This window comes from Limnoraphis robusta CS-951 (genome assembly GCF_000972705.2).
In genome coordinates, this window is the sequence record NZ_LATL02000057.1 from 1 (window position 1) to 17,863 (window position 17,863).

A 17,863-nucleotide genomic window follows, 5' to 3' on the forward strand; every position below is an offset into this window, starting at 1 on the left:
ATAATTCATTGTACGTTTTTCAAAGTTTTGGTTAATTTGATCTTCAGTTTAAATAGTAAAAAAGGAGCAATTGAATTATGAAGTGTATTAACTGTAATACTAACAATACATACCGAGAAAGAACGACCAGTGGATTGAGTCGCTGTAAGAAATGCCGTCATCAATTTGTGTTTGACTACCGGAGACATAGTAAATGTCCTCAAAAATTAACCGATACCTTTTTCTTGAATGCTATAGATCGAATTTCTGCAAATAAAACGCTTTACTTTACAGCCAAACACTTTAAGTATTTTTTATCCAGAAAATTAGCACAATCACCTTTTGTTGGCGGGATTCAACCTCAACCAACTGTCAAACATATCAAGGTATTTATGATAGAAGATGTCAACTCCTTTCTTGCTCAAAAGAATGCGATTGGGGTTTATCTTGGGTTAAATCTTCTAGCTGAAGTCATCTTATGGACTGTTTTCAAAAAACTGACCTTGATTTCTATCTTTACCAATTACTGGACAATAGGTAGTTTTTGGCTAGTATTTTTAATCAGCAACGCAATTATACTCCCCATATTTCATTCAGATTTCCTAAACACACCAAAAGAACATCGATATCATCGCCAGCTTCGCAAGAAAAGAACAGTATTTTTTAGCAATTTAACCATTTTAACGATAGGAACTTTGATGATGCGTGGATATTTGTATTATCAAGATCCTATTTATAATCTGTTGTTAAGTTTTGAAGAAAAAAGTATTTTTCCTTGGATTATAATATCATTACTGGCAGCACCTTTATTGTTAGCTCGAACAATGCTAACCAATTTTTCAGTATACTTAGCGGATCTCAAAGAAGGTAAACGGGGTGAAGTTCGCACTACTCGTCAAATCAATAATTATGAAAATACTGCTGTTCAAAACTATTTTGATATCTGGATACAAGAATGGGAAAGAATTAATGGTAAAATAGTTAAATTACTTCCTCCTCCCGAATACAAAATAGAAGTCAGTATTAACTCAGATGTTAGCACTTATAGCTTTGATCGATTAATTGTTTGTGAGAGTGCTGATATTGCTCAATTTTTAATTGCTAACAACTTTCACTTTGAAAAAAATTGTGCGATTCTCAGTATTGATGGCTATCCTCAAAATATTTTTAATACTGTGATGCAAATGCTACGCCGCAACCCGAATTTATGGGTTTATGCAGTGCATGATTGTACTCCTAAAGGAGTAAGTATCGTACATCAATTACGAACCAGCGATCAATGGTTTAGAGATAGTAATGTTACGATGATTGATATCGGAATATTACCTCGTCAAATTCTAGCAGTTAAAGGTAAAAGTATTTGGGTAAAAATGACCGAAAAATCAGCACAACAAGCTGAACAATTACCATTAGAAATTCAGCAAAGTTTAGGAGAAGATGAATTAAAATGGCTAACAGAGGTAAATTTTGTCGAGTTAGAATCTATTCATCCTCAAAAATTGATTCACATTCTCAGTCAAAGTCTGGCTAACCAAGCATTGAATTTTGATGCTCCGAGTTTAAGAGAAACAGATGATTCGATTTTAGAAGAAACAGATTATTCCCTTTCAGAAGAAACAGATCGGAAAAACAACATCCGCTATCAATCCTCTGATACATTTGGTTAAGCCTATTATTTTTTATGAACCTGTAACCACATCTCCAAACTTGCCAGTAACCACAATTTAACCCCGTATCTTCCCCAAGTATCTCCTCGATAATTCAACCAATCCTTAATCATAGACTGATTCAAGTAAGGTGAAATTAGACTCTTTTTATTTAACAGCAAACTTTTCGCTTCTTTTTGCCAATATTTCCGAAACCCTAGCTGTACAGGAACCATCATTCCACTTTTTGGACGATGAATAATTGCATCGGGTAAAAGATCTTTCACAGCTTGTTTTAAAACGGCTTTTTCTTCAACTCCTGAGAGTTTATATTCTGGGGGAATCTGCATACTCAAGTCTACAATACGCTGATCAAATAAAGGAGATCTCCCTTGTAAGTTTAAGGAGGAAGTTAAATTATTCACTTTGGTTAAAATTTGATCGGCTCCCTTAAACTTAATATTTAAAGCCATTAATCGATTTAAGTAACTTACATTTGAGTTCAAATCTTCATAAAAAACTGAATTTTCTGCCTGAATAGCTGTATAAATTTCTGGTTTCAAGAGTTGTGGTAAATCCTCCGAACATTTTTTAAAAGAACTTAAATAGGCTGTTAGAGAATCTTGTTTTGTGACAGAACCATATAAAGAATTAATCAACATCGGTTGATTTTTTGGCCCTCCAAAACAAGGATCTCCTCCCTCACCATTGAGGATAACCTGTACATCTTTTGAGGCTAATTGTCCTAATAATAAATTGGGAACGGTTAAAGGATCGCCAATGGGATCATCTAGATAAAACATGGCTTCAGGAAGATATTCCCACATCTGAGAAAATGTGATTTCTAAAATGTGATGATTGGTTTGACAATGTTCGGCAACCATCGATGAAAATTCTAACTCATTGGGAGATTCTGAACCAAAATGAATCGAGTAAGTATGAACGGTTTGATTATGCAATTTTGCTGCTAAAGCCGTAATACAACTCGAATCTAAACCTCCTGATAAAAACACCCCAACAGCTTGATTTTGAGGTAAATAGTCTTGGACAACTTGATTAAGAAGAACACGCAAAGATTCTCCATGCCAAGCTAGAGATTCATCGGAGGCGGTAATATCTTCTTGTAGTTGCCAATAACTATATTGATTCTCCGATGGAAATTGGATCGCTGTTGCTGGACGAACTTCTTGAATATCTTGCCAAAGGGTTCTTTTACCGGGAACAAATGCACAACATAAATAATCCCGCAAAGCCACTAAATCTAAGTCTGATGAACGATAGGGAGAAAGAGTTTTTAATTGGGGAGAAATCCAACGAACTGAACCTGTATTTGTATAATAAAGAGTTCGAGAACCAACGCGATCGCGGATGATCCAGAGGGTTTGTTTTTGTCTATCCCAAACGACAAAGGCATACATTCCCACTAAAAAAGGCAAGCATTCCCATCCCCATTTTGTCCAGAGTTCAGCTACTAATTGTTGATCATTTCCTAAAAATTTTTGTGCAGATACTCCTAATTTGTGGTATAATTCAGCTTGATTCGTTAACCAAAGATCCCCGACAATCACAAATTGTTCGCTAGAACTAATTGCCAAGAGTTCTGAATGGGGTAAAGAAATAACGGCAAACTGTTCATCTTGCCAAATGGCATCTGTTGACGGTGTATTTAATCTTCCCCATGCCACACACCAACTGGCAATGAATACATGAGGTAAAAGATGATTTTTGGTTTTTTTAAACGCTTTAAAGATCATTGTTAAGTTTTAATCGCTAAACAGATTAAGATAGATAAAACAACACAAAAACAGCCAAAATGAATTTAGTTCAGTCTTCGGTTCAAAATGTTTTGACTGCCCGTGCGCGTTTGGGAGAAGGCCCCGTCTGGGACGCGGATCAGCAAAAACTTTATTGGGTTGATATCTATAATTATCGGGTTCATCAGTTTGATCCGACAACGGGGAAGGATCGTTATTTTGATGTGGGGGATCTGGTCAGCGCTATTGCGATCGCTAAACCGGATCAATTATTATTAGCCCTACGCGATCGCTTGGCATTTCTCGACCTAAAAACCGAGAAGATTGAAACCCTAAAATCCGTCAAATTTTCCCATCCTGACACCCGTTTTAATGATGGCAAATGTGACCCCCAAGGACGATTTTGGATCGGTTCTATTAGCCAAGTCCCCGGAGAAGCCGCCCTGTATCGCTATGATCCTGATGGTTCCCTAAATCTGATGGAAACGGGGTTAACCAATTCTAACGGCTTGGGTTGGAGTCCAGACGGACAAACGTTTTACTTGACGGACTCTGCCAAACGGACTCTTTATGCTTACCCGTTTGACGGGAAAACCGGAACAATTAGCGATCGCCGCGTTTTTGTTAACCTGGAAGATGAAAACGTAGAACCCGATGGACTCACCATCGACACCGCAGGGAATATTTGGTCAGCTTTGTGGGATGGTTGGGCGGTGGTGTGTTTTAACCCCAATGGCGAGGAAATTTTGCGGGTTGAGATGCCTGTACAGCGTCCAACTTGCCCAACCTTTGGCGGCCCCCATTTAACCGATCTTTACATCACCTCGGCCTCAGTAGGGCTAAATCAGAAAGAAATTCAACAAGGCTTCTACGCCGGGGATTTATTTTGTGTTTCAACGACTGTACACGGAATGCCCAGCTATTCGTTTAAATCAGGAGTTTAGTGATGGGATAATTACTGATGGACAGTCGGATTACTATCGCTGAGGATTTCCGGAACAGAATTTTTTGAGGAGTCAGAAAAACCATGCTCGACACAGAGACAAAAAGAGAGTTTGAAAACGGATATCTATTAAAAAAATGGGTTTTAAGAGAAATTAACCTATGCTTCCCAAAATTATCTTATCTGTTTCCAAAATCTTTGTGTCTTTGTGCCTTAGTGGTGATTTTTTGATATTAATATATGAACGTTCCAGACTCCCAGACCTTCCGGGTTCCCTAAATTATCCACCTTCTTCTTCTTCTTCTTTCAGTCGTTTGAGTTCTTCTTTATCGATGTCGGGAAGTTTGTAAATGACACCGACAAAATACCAATAATAAACGGCAACGGGATCAACATCAAGGGGATAATAATAAGTGTTGTAACTCATGATTAATACAAACACCCAAAACGAGGCACCAAAGCTGCGGATATTTTTCTCTTTGAGGGAACGATAGGTTTTAAAGGTCGTGACAGTGAGGGTCGTTACTAATCCTAAAAAGGCTATTGTTCCGATAGGCCCAATTTCATAAATCAGTTTAGGATAATAGGTTTCAACCAGCTTGGTGTTGCCAAAAATTCGGGTGGAATTTGTAGCCCGTCCTATGCCTTTTCCAAAAATTCCTTGTTGTCCGCCTGTAGTATGTTCAAACTGTTCAGCGATAAAAGCAGTTGGGGGGGAGGCATTCCAGCGAGAGACAAAACTATCGATCCGTTCTTGAATAATTTGCGGGTTAGCAATGACAGCAATTCCTAAGACTAAACCGAGTCCTGCTGCAATGGGAAGAAAACGTTTTAAGTTGGTGACTTGACCTGTTAAAACGAGAAGAATTACTGTTACTAAAGGAACTAAAGCGAGGGCAATTCGTTGACCGGAAATTGCGGAGTTAACAAATACTAATGCCATCCCCCCTAAACCCACCATCCGCCACAAGGGAGAAGGATCGCTAAAGGCGGTTGCAAAGGTAAAAAAGGCGTTAGAAATGAGGAACCAAGCCCACTGCCAAGGGGCAACAAAAGTACCCGGTAAACGGATCATATTTTGTGAGGGACTAAACACTAATGAACCGCCGACTAAACATTTCGCCTCAAGGGTTGCTTTAAATAAATCATCCCCGCTTAAATGGTCTGTCCCTTTACAACGCCCGGAAACCAAAAATTGATACTGCACGACACCTAAAACACAACAAATAATCGCTAAAACCAAGGTCATTCGGGTGAGAAAGAGTAAGTCTTTTTTGTCTTTTATTTGATAGTAAGCACAGGGAATTAAGGGTACATATCCTAGAAAAACTTTGAGTCCGAGAAGTCCCATTAAAATGGGTTTATCTCCAGGGGAGGGCGGATCAAGTTGTTGTAAACCGTTGACTAATAGGAGTGTAAGTAGACAAAACCCTAATAAAATGTAGAGAGGGGTTTTTATAGCTTTGTGAACGAGAAAGGGCTGGTGTTGACGTTTTAATTTTTGCGTCAGTGCATAAAGAGCGGGAAAATAAAAGCCGTCTTTTGCCAGTTGAAAGAGGGCATTTCCACCCCCGATCCAGTAGGTGATAGTTCCCGAAAACGGCATATAGATCAGGAATGCCCACAGTCCTTGCATGGGGTATTGATAGGACAGTGCTAAAACTAAGATACCGCCCCCGCCTGCGATCGCGAGTTTTTCATCTTTGACAAAAAACAAAGCAACGCCAACCAATACAGCTAAAACCCCAACGGAGGAAACTAAGGAAATTAGTTTTTTAATCTCTTTGGCGGTTTTCTGTTTGCGAATTTTTAGTTCTTTTCTACTGATAGCGGGTTTAGCCCCGGCTTTTTTGTTCTTGTTTTTTTTACGTTTAGATTTCAGTTTGACAGCCATAACTTTGCTGACCCTAGCCTATAAAAAAGAGGAATATAGCAGAAATCAGGAGACAGGAGACAGGAGACAGAATTGAAACCTTTATCAGAAAAGGATTTGACAGAAAAACCGTGTCCTAATCAACTCTTTCTCTGCTATAGTGCTGATATTAATTGAATTAAAATTTCAACCCAACTGATGCTTTAATGATTTTGAACGCGCAATCCCTGATGTTAAAATTTAGCCCTAAGCAGCCATTATAGCAACCGAGACAAAAAACCCCTAGTTCCTCAAAGAAACCGGGGTTTTAGGAATGATGCGATCGCTTTCAATGACCTGATGAAAAAATATGAATTTTAAAGTAATGTGAGTGGGTTAGACAGCTAGATGTTGCTGAACGACGGAAACCAAGCGATCGGCCCAAAGATTAGCGAGTTCATTGCGGATGGCTTCAACCATGACGCGAATGACAGGTTCAGTCCCAGACGCCCGCACTAATATTCGTCCCTCGTGACCCATTGCGGCTTCGGCTTCTTGAATAGCATTGATCACGGGTTCACACTGTTCCCAGTTGCGACGACGGTTAACATCTTCGACCCGAATATTTCGCAGCAGTTGGGGATAGGTTTGGAAACTTTGGTCTACCAATGTAGTCAGGGTGACTCCTGAACGCTTGACTAATGCGGCAATGTGCAGAGCGGTTAATAAACCATCTCCGGTAACACCATAATGATGGCAGAGAATGTGACCGGATTGTTCACCGCCTAACATGGCGCCAGTACGTTTCATTTCAGCGTGAACGTGTTGATCGCCAACCGCAGTTCGAGTTAGCTGACCGCCTTGTTGTTTCCAAGCCCGTTCAAAGCCTAAGTTAGCCATGACGGTGGAAATAATCAAATTTTCGGGAAGTTGTCCGGCTTGGCTGAGTGTTTGGCCCCAGAAATAGAGAATGTAGTCCCCATCAACCGCTCGACCCTGACTATCAACGGCTAACACTCGGTCTGCATCGCCATCAAAGGCAAAACCCATATCGGCTTTTGTTTCTAAAACGGCTTGTTGTAGGCGTCCGAGGTGGGTTGAACCGCAGTTAACGTTAATCTGATGACCGTCGGGTTGGTCATGGAGACAAATCACTTCGGCCCCCATTTGGCGAAAAACTTTCGGTGCGAGATGAACGGCGGCACCCCAAGCCAAATCTAAAACAATTCGCATTCCTTCTAGGTTTAAAGTCGGAAGCAGGGGACGATGTAAAGATTGGGCGTAGTCCTCGACCAATTCGCAGCGATGGTGGTGTTGTCCACAGTTGCCGAAACTGACGGGAAAATCGGCTTGTCCTCGCAGAGCGGCTTCTATTTGCTGTTGTAGGGCCTTGGAGAGTTTCGTGCCGTCTGAACCAAAAAATTTAATTCCGTTGTCTTCTGGAGGGTTGTGACTGGCGGAAATCATCACGCCACCGACGGCTTCGTTGGTACTGGTGAGATAAGCAACGCCTGGAGTCGGACATAAGCCCAAATACCAAACCTCAAGTCCGGCAGCAGTTAGACCTGCGGATAAGGCCATTGCTAACATATTGCCGGAGTTTCTGGTATCCTGACCGAGAAGTACCGGGCCTGAATTATGGGTTTGTTGGCGGAGAACTTGTCCTGCCCAGAAACCGACTTGTAAAGCCAGGGGAGCGCTGAGAAGTTCGCCGACTCGTCCTCGAATCCCATCGGTGCCGAATAGGGGTGTAGACGGGAGTTCGGTGATACTTCCAAAAAAGCTAACGGGAGAATGTCTCATAGATTGTGTTGGGTTAACGGGCTGATGTCGTCCTCCATCTTGAGTTCGGGCGGATGCTGCGACCATAAACGTTCACTCCTCAAGTTACTCACACATTCATTGTGGAGGATACCATGTCCGGAAGTGAGGTCAACACTAAATGGATTTTTTTAGGGGGGTAGGGTGAAGGTGTTGTGCAAGGATGGTGGATTGATCAAGCTTCTCTCTATTGTATCGGCAACTGCGTCAATTTATTCGGTTTGCTATCCAAGAGATAAAATAAAAATTGATCGTGAATGCTCGTCTGAGTGGGGGTTAACTTTTACCCAAATTTAATAGGGAGTCCGGCTCGATGCTGTTGTTTTTCAGGGTTGCAGTTCCGCATTGATTGAACTCAGTCTCAACCGTTATCGCTTCTGTTTAATGATCGTTTTTAATCCAGGTTAAAATAATGAATTATCAACCCGATTTTAGCTCGCTGTCACGACCCGAAAAACAGTTGTGGAAGTTTCCCTACCGGATTTATTCTTTCTTGTTTGTGGCTTTAATGGTTAGCTGTGGTATTTTAGCTTATTCTCCGGTTTTAGATAACTTTTTTCTCTCGGATGATTTTGTGTTAATTGCTCTGTTTTCTAAGTTAGGTGCTTGGGGGTTGTGGGTGAATCAACAACATGGTCAGTCTTTATTTTTTAGACCCGTTTTGAGTTTAATTAGTTTTCTGGATTATCAACTCTGGGGGTTGAATCCTTTGGGTTATCATCTGACGAACTTATTCTTTCATTTGATGAATAGTTTAGCGGTGGGCTGGATTGCCTTTTTTTTAGCTAAGTATCTAAAATTTGAACGAATTTATCAGAACTTTTTACCCTATTTAGCGGCGTTTATTTTTCTATTGCTTCCCTGTCATACTGAAGTGGTTTCTTGGATTTCCGCTCGAACCGATGGGGTTGCGACCTTTTTTGGTTTATTTTCATTTGCTCTTTATCTCGCTTATAAATGTTATTTCAAGCCTCGATTTTTGATGATTTCTTCTGTCTTTTTTTTAGCGGCTTTATTGTCAAAAGAATCGGTCGTAACTTATCCGGGCTTAATTATATTATTTGAGTTTTATGAATATTTTATCCAACAAAATTATCGCAATAGTTTGGCGGCTCGTTTTTCAATTTGTTCACTCTATATTTGGACTTTAATTATTTATTTTGGAACTCGATTTATTAAACTGGGTGAATTGGTGGGTGGATATGGGGAAGATGTTCACTTGAGTTTTGATCTTTATCGAATTGTCCAAAATCTTGTCATTTATCCGACGCGAGTTTTTCTAGATCCCCGACTCGAATCAAATTTTCAATTCTGGTTATTTGCTTTTCTAGGTTTAGTTTTATTATTTTTAGGGTGTCTGGGGGTTTGCTGGCGATGTCGCCCAAAGTTTTCTGAGGTTCCCGCTCTTTTAGTGTTTTTGATTGCTGCTTTTCTAACGGTTGTTTTACCTGCAATTAATGTTTCTGTGTCTACGGTTGATACTCAAGGAGAACGATATTTATATTTTGCTTCAGGATTTGCGGCGATTTTTATGGCGATTATTCTGACTGTTATTTTGCAAAATATAGCTTTGATTATAATCGTTTCAACGGTAATATTAATGTTTTGGGGTACATCGGTTTATGATCTCAATCAAAACTGGAATACTGCGGCTGAAATTTCCAAAAATATTTTAGTCAGTTTACAGCAAATACCTAAAGATCGGGTGATTATTAATAGTTTACCTGATAATTATCGTGGAGCTTATATTTATAGAACAGGACTGATTCAAGGTCTTTATCTATTTGATGAGAGTAACAAGTTTCAGATTAAGTTCAACCGCACAAAAATTAATCCTGCTTTTGAAAATGTCAATTTCTCAACAGATAATATTCAGATTGTGATGAATCATAGTTTAGTTGAACCGAGTGATAGTATATTGATGAGTAATCCAGAAACGGGTGTTTATCAATTTAAACTGTCTAACCCGCAAGCCTCATTCTATGCTTGGAAGAAAAATGATTTAGAAACAGAAGATTACCAAGTCACAAATTTAGACTATCATCAATATGAACTGCGGTTTCTAGATTTAACCAGAGCCAAAGATTTGGTGTTTTATTCATCAGGTAAATTAGTTGACCAACTTTGACCCCAGTCTTCATCAACTTGATGATATTATCGAACTCGGTTTTCCCGCCTTGACTAAATTTCATCTCAATTTCTCGGGTTCCACCACAATTAGAACGAATGAGGTATCATTATGACAATTTGACGTAACTCAGTTTGGTGTGATGGAGCCGATTTATATTTTAGGTGCGGGGCCTGCGGGACTTGCGGCAGCTTATCTCTTGACCCAGCAAGGTCAACGAGTCGTTGTAATTGAGCGAGACTCTCAAGTGGGCGGACTAGCGAAAAGCTTTGAATATAAAGGATTTATTCTTGACTATGGGCCACATCGATTTTATACCAAATTGGCTCCGGTTTTGAAGCTTTGGAATCAGGTTTTAAAAGAGGAACAAGTCACCGTTAATCGCCTGACTCGCATTTATTACGGTGGTAAATATTTCAGTTATCCTCTCAAAGCAAAACAGGTTTTATTCGCCCTCGGTTGGTTAGAAAATCTGCGAATTATTATTTCTTATTTCGCCGCTCGTTTGTTTCCGAAACGCAACCCGAATAACTTTGCAGAATGGGTAACAGATCAGTTTGGACGGCGACTGTTTGAGATTTTCTTCCAAGGATATACCGAGAAAATTTGGGGAATTCCTTGTGAGGATATTAGTGCAGATTGGGCGGCTCAACGGATTAAAGGGTTATCACTATTTAAAGCGGCTCGTCAGGCAATTTTTGGCAATGATGGTAAAGTTAAAACCCTGATTGAACAGTTTCAATTTCCCCGTTTAGGTTCGGGTCAACTTTATGAAAAAATCGTTGATTATCTCCAGGAAAATCATCAAATCGTTTTATTAAATACTGAAGTCGTTCGAGTTCATCACGATAACTTTAAAGTGACTCACGTTACTCTAAAAAATCGTCACACTCAAGAACATAAAACCGTTCCTTGTCGCAGTATTATTTCTTCAATTCCGATCACTCACTTGATGCAGCAAATAGAATCCCCTCCCCCTTTACAAGTGATCAATGCTGCCAAATCTCTCAAGTTCCGCAATACAATTTTAGTCTATTTGATGGTAGAATCCGGTGATTTATTCCCCGATAATTGGCTCTATATCAATGACCCCAAAGTTCAGTTAGGACGAGTCACTAACTTTGCTAACTGGTCGCCTAGTATGCTCCCCAACTCTCAGCAAACGCCGCTTTGTTGTGAATATTGGTGCAATTTTGAGGATGATTTATGGCAATGTCCAGAAGATGAACTGCGGATAAAAGCTGAACAAGAACTGCGACAAGTTGGACTCTTAAAACAGGAAAAAGTTGTTGAGGGGTTTGTGATTCGTTTACCGCGAACTTATCCGGTTTATGCAGGAAATTACAAAGAGGCTTTAGAGGAAATTAAAGCTTATCTTCAGTCTTTCCAAAATCTGCAAGTGATTGGTCGTTATGGAGCGTTTAAATACAACAACCAAGACCATAGTTTATTAATGGGAATTCTCGCGGCAGAAAATATTATGACACCGAATAAACATGATCTTTGGGCGGTGAATAGCGATAGTGAATACGTGGAAGAAGCGGACGCAGACGCCACAACAACCGTCGCTAAAAAAGTTCATTCTCCTCGAAAATTACCTCAGTTACTTCAACAATTCGGAGGCTATCTATTTACAGGAGGAACTGCAACTGTAGTTGATGTTTTAGTATTTTCGATTTTAACTCAAGCAGGTTTGTGGTATGTTTATGCTTTAGTAATGAGTTGGTTTTTTGGCTTGAGTACCAACTTTTGGTTAAGTCGTCGTTTTGTCTTTGGAATTTATTGGAATAATTGGTGGCTTCAATACACGGTTTTTGCTTCCGTTGCGTTGAATAGTTTGTTAGCAAATTTAGGACTGTTACAACTGTTAATCAATGAAGCTGATTTCCATCCAACTCTCGCTCGTTTAGTCAGTTCGGCTTGTGTAGCGATGATTAGTTTTACAGGTCACAAACTGTATTCTTTTTCTCAACCTCATTCCCCTTCTAAACTCTCAGAACTTGAGTCTTAACCTGTAACTTTAACTGTAATGTTTGACCGTAAAAATGACTCTAAACCTCCTTTAGCCTGGGTAGTTTGTATTACGCTAGTCAGTTGGATCGTTTTGGTTCCGATTGTGAATTCCATTCAGATTCCATTAGGAAATAAAACCGAAGTTATCTCACTGGCTTACCTAGAAAATATTAGCCCTTATACAGACTATTTGAAATATTTGATTCTATTGCTGGTTCCGCCGATGATAGCGGTTCTCGCTTTAAGGATAAAGGGGAAAACAATTGAGTCATTTTTTCAGGGTATTTTATCCATTGCCAAAAATAGACGAGTTTGGGTGATTGCAACAGGACTACTGTTAACGGCTTGGGTGATTAATATTCCCTTTGATCAGTTTAAAGTCAAAGAAACCTTAATTGATTCTTTTCACGAAGGAGAATATTTAGGGTTTCTTCCCAACTTTATGCAGTTAGAAAAGCCTTTTGTTAACACGGTTTTAATTCATGGTTGGGGAATGGATGTTTTACCGACTTGGTTAGCCACTCAGTTTATTTTTAATAACAATGGTATTGCTCTCACTCGCTTATTTGCTAATCTAGAGAATGTCATTACCAGTTTGGGATATTTCTGGATTTTTTGGGAACTCACCGCAGTCGCGAAACTGAAAAAATCCCGTTTACCCCTCTTTTTAGCTTCTTGTTTGTTATTTTGTATTCTTGATGGCATTTTCTTTAAATATGATGGGCGACGCGGAACTTTTTTCATTCTTCAGTTGGCTTTAACACTGCGATTTTTTAGAGTTATTGACATTCAGCCTAAACAGGCGCAAATTTTAGGATTTGTTTTAGGTGCATCAATTCCAGCGAGTTTTTTATATGTTTATGATCGCGCTATTTATTTTGTAGCGGTTTATCTTTTTAGTTTGGGTTTGAGCTTATTTTTAGAGAAAAAAACGGCTATAACTTTGTTTTTTAGTTCGGGAGTGGGTGCGATTTCTTCTCTAATCTTAATGACAGCATTGTTAGGTATTGAACAAATTAACGCTATCATTTCACAGGTTCTTTACTGGGGAAAATATGGTCGATACATTTCTTTTATTCCGTTACCTCCGATAGAGATGACGTTCATCTCACAAAACTTTTGGTTAGCAATGTTAATTCAAGCTTTGGTTATCGTTTATTTATGGCTTGATTTAATAACCGAAAACCTCAAATTTCGCCTGTTTGTTCAGAAAAATTTTTGGATTCTTTTATTACTGTCTGCGTCTGTTGTTTATATGAGAATTACTCTTGATCGCAGTGATTTAGGTCATGCTTATCAGGGCGCAATTCCGACTGTATTTTTATTAGCTTATTTAATCTATATTGGCTATCGTCAATACTTACAACCTCAGTTAGATGAACTTAAGCTCAATTCTATTCATCAAATTATAATTATAATTATCATATTAGGTTTAATTTCTTCGGAACCGGGATTTAATTTCAAGACTGCTGTTAATAAAACTGTTAAGTTACCGAGTCGATTAGCTTTTTCTGATGAACAAATTCTTCAGCCTGATTATCTCGAAGCTTTAACGGTAATGCAGCCTGAAATTCAGCAACAATCGTGTTTTTATACCTTAACGTCAGAGGGATTATGGTATTATTTATTTGATAAACCCTCTTGTTCAAAATATGGATATACTCTCTATTCAAAACCGATTGAAGCTCAAAAAGAAGTGATTCAAGAGTTAGAAGAAACTCAACCGGATATTATCTTGCTCACCAATGCGATGTGGTATCAAAATCCTTGGGATGGCGTGTTAAAATCAGATTCTTCTGCTCTGATTTATCAGAATATTTTACAAAAATATCGACCTGATAAACTCATTCAATCTCATTGGTTTTGGAAACGGAGTGATCGCCCTTTGACTTTGATTCAAACAAATCCTAACATTAACACCCTAAATGGATTTGTAGAAGTCATACCCAATGAAGTGATTTCTAGAAATGATGTTGTAGAATTGAGTGGATGGGCGGTTTTACCTGAAAAGCAAAAACCCGCAGATGCAGTTTATCTCAGTTATGGTGATCAAAATCAGTTAATTGCTGTGGGAAAAGTGAATCAAAATCGCTCAGATGTGGCTAAAGTTTTGTCTGTTATTAACTATAGTAACTCGGGTTGGTTGATTCGAGTTCCGATAACAGCTTTACCTTTAGGAAATACGGTGTTAAAAGTTTGGGCTTATGATGCAGAAACTGATAAATTAACACAAATTGGCTCAGAAATTCCGGTAGAAGTCACTCGATAGTTAAAAAACCCAGTTTCGAGAAAGTTACCGGGTTTTTGAGGGTGTTTAAAGATAATATTCAAGAATTTGAGCTGTTTTTTTCCCGGTTTTCTCCCATCGAAATTCCTTTGATCTTGCTAATCCTAAATTCCGAAGATGCGATCGCATTTGACTATCATTGGCTAAAGTTTCCATCGCTTCTGTGAGTTCATTCACATCTAAAGGATTAATATATAACGCCGCATCTCCTGCTACTTCCGGTAAAGAAGCGAGGTTAGAGGTAATCACAGGAGTTCCACAAGCCATCGCTTCTAGAACCGGAAAACCAAACCCTTCCCAAAGACTGGGAAAAACCAGTGCAATGGCTTGATTAATGATTGTTTTAAACTCTTGGGGTGAAACATAATCTAAAAATTTTACCTGTTGATTTAATCCTAATTCTGCAACTTGGGCTTTGAGATTTGGGGTGTAGGTTCCATCAGTTGGCCCGGCGAACCAAAGTTCATAATCTGAACGATTTGAGAGTTGAGAAAATGCTGTAATTAATCGAGGTAAATTCTTATAAGCATCATGGCGGCCAATATAGAGAAAATAATTGCTAGTCGGTAAGTTTAAAAACTGAAATTTTTCGGGATTATAACCTAACGGAATCGGTGTGATTTTTGTTTCTGGAAGTTGAAAAAACTGCACTAAATCTTGAGCCGTTGCTTGAGAGTTACACACAATATGTTCAGCTTGGGATAACACCGTTGGCACATAATGTTTAAAGTAAGCCGTGAGGCGAGAACCCCGTCTGGGAAAGCGTAGAGGGATTAAATCATGTGCCATGACAATCGAACGACAGGGAGAATATAACGGGGCTTCTGGGAGTGGAGAAAAGAGCAGATTTCCTCGCAGTTTGTGATAAATGGAGGGGAGTTTAAATTGAGTCCAAACTAAGCGGCGAAAATGCCCTTTTGTCCCCTGAGCGGGCGTCATATTATTGGGAACGGGATAACAGGAATAATCGGGTTTAGATTCGGCGACTAATAAAGTTGGATTGAGCGGTTTTAGTTGAGGTAAAATCTGGCTAGCATAGACAGAAATACCTGTCGGTTCAGGAATGAGAACCGATAAATTAATCAGTAATAAATCAGACATTAATACAAGGTATTTTTAGGATAATTTTAGAAGTGAATTGAATCAAGAATCAACTTTTATTACTAGATAAACAGAGATCTTTTTAGAAGAGGGGCAGAACAGTTTGCCCCTAAAATTACAGGTTTTAGCACCTCATAAAAATCCCTAAATTGTTCTGAGAAGTGTTTCTGTCAATACAATATTAGGTCAGTTTTCCGAGTCAGTTTTACAGATGAACTACTTTTGAGTTTTTTCTGCATAACCTCCTTCTTCGGGAAAACGAGTAATATCATCTTCTCCTAAATATTCTCCATTTTGAACTTCAATCATTACTAATGGAATTACTCCCGGGTTTTCAACTCGATGGGGAGTATTCATCGGAACATAAGTGGATTGTTTAGGGATCAGAACTGTTTCTTGACCCCCACAAATCACTTTAGCAGTACCCGCAACAACAATCCAATGTTCACTCCGATGATAGTGCATTTGGGTACTAATATGATATCCCGGATTCACAACAATCCGATTAATACGATAGCGATCGCCCTCTTCTAAAACTGTCACCTGACCCCAAGGGGGTGTACGAGTTTGAGAAGTATCAGTTGTTGTGGGTGTCTCGGTTTGAACGGATGTGTCAGTATGATCTTTTGTCATAATCCAAGTCGGGAATAAAAAGTGTTACAGCTATTATAGGTTCTAACACTAACAAACATAAGGTGTAAATATTCTGATGAAAAAATGGATGGTTTGTCTGTTAGCAACTAGCTCCTTTTTTAGTTTATCTGTTCCGGTGTTCGCTTGGCCAACAATGGAGGAAGTCATTTACAACCAAATTCTCAAAGCCTGTCAAACTCTCTCACAGGAGGAAGCCTTAAATCAAGTGTTGGGGGAATATGGGGAGGAAGCCCAAAATAATTATCAAATGTGGCAAGAAATTACCGCAGAAGATTGTGCAAATGCAACGGTTCCTCCTGATCCTTCGGGGATTAAAGGTCAATGTTCGAGTGAATTTGCTTCAACAGGGGAAAAAATCGACACTTCTAATTTAACCTGGAGAGAATGTTGGCTAGAAGTAACTGAGAATAAAATTCTGTTTAAAACAACTTTTGATACAACAGCAATGGTCGGAAATCAGAATTCTAAATCTCAGTTTATCGTGACTGAACAGCAATATAATTTTCCGGAAGCGATGCGAGATTATTGGGATGAATATGAAGCCACAGGTTACTGTGAATTAAGTGAGAAAGAAACGATTTGTAATTTCCAATTAAATCAGGGTCAATGGTTCCAGATTTTCAAGCCTGATTTGAATTCAGATTTGCAGATTGATCAACTAAGTGACAAGCCACAAAATGTCCTTGTTCAACCTCTCTAAATTCCGGTTCTTCTAGACGACAGCGATCAATTGCTAGCGGACAACGAGTGTGAAATCGACAGCCATTCGGGGGATTAATCGGGCTAGGAATATCATCTTTGAGAATGATTCTTTCGCGTTTAGCTTCGAGTGAGGGATCGGGAATCGGCACCGCAGAAAGTAAAGCTTGAGTATAAGGATGTAAGGGCTTTTCATACAGGGTGATTCTATCTGCAAGTTCAACAATTTTACCTAAATACATCACAGCAACTCGGTTAGAAATATGTCTAACGACACTCAAATCATGGGCAATAAATAGATAAGTTAATCCTAATTTTTGCTGTAAAGATTGCATTAAATTAATCACTTGGGCTTGAATCGAAACATCAAGTGAAGCAATCGGTTCATCACAGACAATAAAATCAGGATTAACTGCTAAAGCCCTCGCAATTCCAATGCGTTGTCGTTGACCTCCTGAAAATTCATGGGGATAACGGTTAATAAATTGAGGATTTAAGCCCACTAATTCTAACAATTCTTGGACGCGATCTTTTATTATATTTGTTGTTAAGTGATGAATAATTAAAGGTTCAGCGATAATTTTACCTACGGTCATTCGAGGATTTAAAGACGCATAAGGGTCTTGAAAAATCATCTGCATTCGCCGACGCATCGCCCGTAATTCTTCGGCTTCTAACGTTGTTAAATCTGTATCTTCAAAGTAAATCTTTCCGGCGGTTGGACGCACAAGCTGTAAAATAGCCCGTCCGGTTGTACTTTTTCCACAGCCAGATTCTCCGACTAAACTTAAGGTTTCACCCCGTTTGATGTCAAACGTTAAACCATCAACGGCTTTAATTGCACCAACTGTTTTTTGAATTAAAATTCCTTTGAAAACGGGGAAATGTACCTGTAAGTTGTGAATCTTAATTAACGTGTCTTGCTGTGGAAAAATTTTAGGTAGATTAGATGTAGATTCTATCATTTTATGTTAGAATTATATTAA

The 17,863-nt window shown here is 39.1% G+C and carries 12 protein-coding genes; 6 read left to right on the forward strand and 6 right to left on the reverse strand.

Going from position 1 to position 17,863, the window contains the following annotated elements:
- The first annotated feature begins 77 nt into the window (after positions 1 to 77).
- The gene (locus WN50_RS30760) at positions 78 to 1,646 is read left to right on the forward strand and encodes a toprim domain-containing protein (protein WP_152964657.1); all 1,569 of its coding nucleotides are present in this window, start codon (positions 78 to 80) and stop codon (positions 1,644 to 1,646) included.
- A 5-nt stretch (positions 1,647 to 1,651) separates the two neighbouring features.
- Here WN50_RS30760 and WN50_RS04650 read toward each other — a convergent pair whose 3' ends face one another.
- Complete coding sequence (locus WN50_RS04650; protein WP_049558087.1) at positions 1,652 to 3,379, reverse strand: asparagine synthetase B family protein; 1,728 nt, start codon at positions 3,377 to 3,379, stop codon at positions 1,652 to 1,654.
- A gap of 59 nt (positions 3,380 to 3,438) precedes the next feature.
- On the opposite strand from WN50_RS04650, the gene WN50_RS04655 reads away from it, so the two are divergent.
- The gene (locus WN50_RS04655; RefSeq protein ID WP_049558090.1) at positions 3,439 to 4,323 is read left to right on the forward strand and encodes an SMP-30/gluconolactonase/LRE family protein; all 885 of its coding nucleotides are present in this window, start codon (positions 3,439 to 3,441) and stop codon (positions 4,321 to 4,323) included.
- 279 nt (positions 4,324 to 4,602) lie between these two features.
- Here WN50_RS04655 and hpsL read toward each other — a convergent pair whose 3' ends face one another.
- Both hpsL and glmM read right to left on the reverse strand, forming a co-directional pair.
- Positions 4,603 to 6,216 carry a hormogonium polysaccharide biosynthesis protein HpsL gene (gene hpsL, locus WN50_RS04660; RefSeq protein ID WP_049558092.1) on the reverse strand — a complete coding sequence of 538 codons (1,614 nt, stop codon included), beginning with the start codon at positions 6,214 to 6,216 and terminating at the stop codon, positions 4,603 to 4,605.
- Between the two features lie 354 nt (positions 6,217 to 6,570).
- The gene (gene glmM / locus WN50_RS04665) at positions 6,571 to 8,043 is read right to left on the reverse strand and encodes a phosphoglucosamine mutase (RefSeq protein ID WP_049558095.1); all 1,473 of its coding nucleotides are present in this window, start codon (positions 8,041 to 8,043) and stop codon (positions 6,571 to 6,573) included.
- A gap of 364 nt (positions 8,044 to 8,407) precedes the next feature.
- Between glmM and WN50_RS04670 the strand changes: the two genes are divergently transcribed.
- The 3 genes from WN50_RS04670 to WN50_RS04680 all read left to right on the forward strand — a co-directional run bounded on the left by WN50_RS04670 (position 8,408) and on the right by WN50_RS04680 (position 14,405).
- Positions 8,408 to 10,123: a hypothetical protein gene (locus WN50_RS04670; RefSeq protein ID WP_152964704.1), complete on the forward strand. Its 1,716-nt coding sequence runs from the start codon at positions 8,408 to 8,410 to the stop codon at positions 10,121 to 10,123.
- Positions 10,124 to 10,265: 142 nt separating this feature from the next.
- A complete protein-coding gene (locus WN50_RS04675) occupies positions 10,266 to 12,134 on the forward strand; it encodes a GtrA family protein (RefSeq protein WP_049558098.1) in 1,869 nt (622 codons plus the stop codon).
- 18 nt (positions 12,135 to 12,152) lie between these two features.
- Positions 12,153 to 14,405: a hypothetical protein gene (locus WN50_RS04680; RefSeq protein ID WP_049558101.1), complete on the forward strand. Its 2,253-nt coding sequence runs from the start codon at positions 12,153 to 12,155 to the stop codon at positions 14,403 to 14,405.
- 45 nt (positions 14,406 to 14,450) lie between these two features.
- Here the strand turns inward: WN50_RS04680 and WN50_RS04685 are convergent, their stop codons facing one another.
- Together WN50_RS04685 and WN50_RS04690 are read right to left on the reverse strand one after the other, a co-directional pair.
- On the reverse strand, positions 14,451 to 15,524 hold the full coding sequence (locus tag WN50_RS04685) for a glycosyltransferase family 4 protein (RefSeq protein WP_049558103.1): 1,074 nt from the start codon (positions 15,522 to 15,524) through the stop codon (positions 14,451 to 14,453).
- A 216-nt stretch (positions 15,525 to 15,740) separates the two neighbouring features.
- On the reverse strand, positions 15,741 to 16,157 hold the full coding sequence (locus WN50_RS04690) for a phosphomannose isomerase type II C-terminal cupin domain (protein WP_049558106.1): 417 nt from the start codon (positions 16,155 to 16,157) through the stop codon (positions 15,741 to 15,743).
- 76 nt (positions 16,158 to 16,233) lie between these two features.
- On the opposite strand from WN50_RS04690, the gene WN50_RS04695 reads away from it, so the two are divergent.
- Positions 16,234 to 16,878, forward strand: coding sequence for a hypothetical protein (locus WN50_RS04695; protein ID WP_152964705.1), 645 nt, complete (start codon positions 16,234 to 16,236; stop codon positions 16,876 to 16,878).
- On the opposite strand, the gene WN50_RS04700 is transcribed toward WN50_RS04695, so the two are convergent.
- Positions 16,799 to 17,842: an ABC transporter ATP-binding protein gene (locus WN50_RS04700; RefSeq protein WP_049558111.1), complete on the reverse strand. Its 1,044-nt coding sequence runs from the start codon at positions 17,840 to 17,842 to the stop codon at positions 16,799 to 16,801. The genes WN50_RS04695 and WN50_RS04700 overlap by 80 nt on opposite strands.
- Positions 17,843 to 17,863: the final 21 nt, after the last annotated feature.